Raw genomic sequence first — 2,432 nt, forward strand, 5'->3', positions numbered from 1 at the left:
AAGGGCAATAGTGTCACTCTTGTTTTCGTAAAAAAGAAAACTTTGAATATGGGCAGTTTAGTAGAAAAGGTCGCCGTTAGTTTTTGTGACGACATAGAAATAAGACCATTATTAGAGAATGGGATCTCTTATCGAATCATTACCTTAGGCAAAAATGAGAACGTAGAAAGCCTTAACGTCATTTCTTTAGCTAAGTGCTCTAATTGAATGCTTAGCAGTCGAATGGATAAAAGCCAATACGAGTTGTTCAATGTACTCAATGACACTATTTTATTAAGGTTTGACCGCCTCACGCCTTGGGAAAAAAACTTTATCACAGAGTTACACCATAAGGTCGTAACTAGACAACTCATTTCAATTAAACAAAAACAGCTTGCTTTAAAAATTTCAATGAAAGCCTATAAATCAAAGAAGAAAAACGTAGGTGTAGTGGTCAACAAATTCCGGACACTGACTTAAGCCGATTTTCGGCATTTACTGGCGACAGCCCATCATTTGCTTGATGAGGCCGTTGCCGATTATAGTAACTCATCAGGTAATGGCTGATGTCTTTCTTAGCTTGAGCTTGTGTCAGGTAACCTGTTGCTGGTATCCACTCGATTTTCAAGCTTCTAAATAGCCGCTCCATGGGAGCGTTGACGCTCCTATGTCAAGACAGACTCGCTAGATCTTTCAGTATTAGCGGGAATAGCTCTCTCGCTATATAACGTTTTAAGATACGAGTTATTTCCTTAGTTGATAACCCTTCTGCTGTTCTTCGGACATCCTCGTTGCTCCCAGGCCATCTCCAAAGCTTTAGATACTAAGTAGGTATCGGGCTTATCGGATAAAGACCACCCCACAACGCGTCGGCTAAATAGGTCAAGCACTACCGCTAAATAGGCCCACTTCGAACCTGACCAAATATAAGTAATATCGCCACACCAAACACGATTCGGAGTACTTACAGAAAATTCACGCTTCAGTAGATTTAGAATATCTAGCCTTTCTACTTTTGCATGTCTATATCGAGGCGAACCTGGCTGTTTACTCATTAAATCAGCTTCACGCATTATCTGGCGAACCTTGAATCGTCCGGCTTTTATGTCTTTTTCGCTCAGCATTGAGACAAGAGTACGACGGCCAGCAGAGCCTCGACTCATGTTGAAGAGTTCTTTAATTTGGCTAGCTAGACGAATGCGATTAGCATCCGGCTTGCGCTGCTTAAACTCGTAGTAACAAGACGAAGCTACGTTGAACAGCTCGCAAAGCATTTTGACCGATTCATGCTCCCTCAACTTGTCTATTAACGAGAACGTTCGAGTTCGTCCGACATTAAGAGAGCGGTGGCCTTTTTTAATATGGATTTTTCTCGTTCTAACCGGTTAATCTGGGCTTCTAACTCTTGGATTTTCTTTTGCTCAGGCGTGAGGGCTTTAGTCGTTGGAGTCATCCCACCTCGCTCAACTTTGAGTTGGTCGACCCATCGCCGTAAAGCTGTTTCACCTACGCCCATAGAGTTAGCTGCTTCAGGTATGGAGTACCCTTGCTCAAGAACCAAACTTGCAGCATCTATTTTGAACTCAGTAGAAAATGTACGTCGTTGTCGTTTTGTCATTGAACGCCTCATTTATAGTGGAGACTTTACTACCTAATTTGGTGTCCGGGATCATTAGACCACTACATATGAAGATAAATAGTTAAATGAATAAAAAATAATTAATTAAGGACAAGCAAAAAAAAACGACGCGGAAACTATCTTTTGTCATACGACAGGTGCCTTCTTCGATTAAACGCTAAGTAATGTGGCCCCCTTTCATCATCTCTTCACTTAACGTCCACCTTCATCCGGATGGTATGGCTTAGCAGAGCTAGAGTTTTGTTGTCTATATAGCAGCATAAAAAGAGCAGTATGGCGCTGTGAGAGACTTTCCTTCTTAATTTCATAAAATGGTCACGGTTCTTATTCAGCAGATTAAGCTTACTGTTTTACAAAATGAATAGGCCCCTGAACGTTAAGGTTAGCGTTTCGATTTATCTGCGTCAGAAGATAATTTAGGCTCAGGGAGCATAAATTAGTATTAGTTCGATGTGTTTCTATTCTTACGCTGTTAGCCTAAAGATCTGACGGGTTAGAAAAAGAGAAAAGGATGGATATGACACTCCCTATTTTTCACTCAAATAACGTTCCACATTCTCAGTCAGATTATTTATCTGAGCTCTGGAGGAAGATAGAAAAAAATGAACGTCGTAATCAAAAGGCTGAGCTTAAGGTCGATCAGCTTTTTTCTGAATACGAAAATAAACTGGCTCCCTATGATAAAAAGCTCGACCATCTTCGCTATGTCTGGGTCAAGCACTTGATGTCATTTTTGACCTCAAAAAAACTCAAAACCAATATCCGAAATCGCTTGATGCAAGCGCTTGAACAGGAGTTAATGGACTTACTTGAA

The 2,432-nt window shown here is 40.8% G+C and carries 2 protein-coding genes and 2 pseudogenes; 3 read left to right on the forward strand and 1 reads right to left on the reverse strand.

All coding sequences use genetic code 11. From position 1 onward, the window contains the following. Together gspS2 and MD535_RS25340 are read left to right on the forward strand one after the other, a co-directional pair. Positions 1 to 207 (forward strand): type II secretion system pilot lipoprotein GspS-beta (gene gspS2 / locus MD535_RS25335; protein ID WP_265678059.1); only part of this gene is annotated, 207 nt, incomplete at its 5' end. Beyond that, positions 208 to 459, forward strand: a complete 252-nt coding sequence (locus MD535_RS25340) for a hypothetical protein (protein WP_237300850.1) — start codon at positions 208 to 210, stop codon at positions 457 to 459. On the opposite strand, the pseudogene MD535_RS25350 reads toward MD535_RS25340, so the two are convergent. Then, a pseudogene (locus tag MD535_RS25350) lies at positions 434 to 1,597 on the reverse strand (IS3 family transposase). The gene MD535_RS25340 and the pseudogene MD535_RS25350 overlap by 26 nt on opposite strands. Before the next feature lie 532 nt (positions 1,598 to 2,129). Between MD535_RS25350 and MD535_RS25355 the strand changes: the two are divergent. Continuing rightward, positions 2,130 to 2,432 (forward strand): annotated as a pseudogene (locus MD535_RS25355) (hypothetical protein); the annotation flags it as partial.

Source organism: Vibrio qingdaonensis (assembly GCF_026191675.1).
GTDB classification, from domain to species: Bacteria; Pseudomonadota; Gammaproteobacteria; order Enterobacterales; family Vibrionaceae; genus Vibrio; species Vibrio qingdaonensis.

Coding starts and splice junctions, on each gene's coding strand:
- MD535_RS25340 (WP_237300850.1), top strand. CDS start 208: ATGCTTAGCAGTCGAATGGATAAAAGCCAATACGAGTTGTTCAATGTA.